Source organism: Staphylococcus sp. 231237_7MaSpsaltlick (genome assembly GCF_043107035.1).
Window position 1 is genome coordinate 1 of the sequence record NZ_JBICNX010000242.1, and the last position, 681, is coordinate 681.

Below are 681 nucleotides of genomic sequence, written 5' to 3' on the forward strand. Positions count from 1 at the left end.
ACGTGATTGTTTCTTCATTCACTTAGATCACTTCGCGTTCTTGCGATTTCTTCTGACCTTTTGTAATTCCTCGTATGTTATCCATTGCTTACCTGTATATGCTGGAGCTTTACATATCCATACAAGCTCAACATCAGGGTATAAATATCTAAATATCTTGGCTTTCAATTTAGCTGTTTCAGTAGCCATACCTTTAACGTCTATAACTTCAATTAGTGCGTTATCTTTCCACAATGCAAAGTCTGCTATATACTCTGCTTTACGTTGTTTTTTCGTCTTAGGTATCAACTCATATTTAGGTTGCAGTTCGATGTAATCAAACTTACCTGTATTGAGTTGACTCTCTAAATATTTGTAATAGTCACATTCAACTTTGCTATCGAATGTAATTCCTTTATATTCAACTTTTCTAGCGTTGTATGTACTCAATTGGCCCACATCCCTATAGATAATCAAATATGCTTGTTTGTTCTCTCTCGTTTAAGTTATACATGCTTTTGATTTCTTCTAACCTTTCATCAGTTACGATATCTTCATCAAGCCCAAATGACTTTTTCAAGCCAGCCACACTATTTCTGTTTCTATCTAGTGGAATTACTGTCGCTACAACTCTTGAATTTTTATCTTTTAATGTGTATCTCTGACTTAATCCCATCTATCCCACCTCGCAAATATCTTGAC

The 681-nt window shown here is 34.8% G+C and carries 2 protein-coding genes; both read right to left on the reverse strand.

The genetic code is table 11. The features are described 5' to 3' along the window. Positions 1-27: 27 nt before the first annotated feature. Positions 28-429, reverse strand: a complete 402-nt coding sequence (locus ACF91D_RS31205; RefSeq protein WP_392438617.1) for a DUF1064 domain-containing protein — start codon at positions 427-429, stop codon at positions 28-30. Positions 430-442: 13 nt separating this feature from the next. After that, positions 443-655 (reverse strand): hypothetical protein, encoded by a 213-nt coding sequence (locus tag ACF91D_RS31210; protein WP_392438618.1) that lies wholly within the window; start codon positions 653-655, stop codon positions 443-445. Positions 656-681 lie beyond the last annotated feature (26 nt).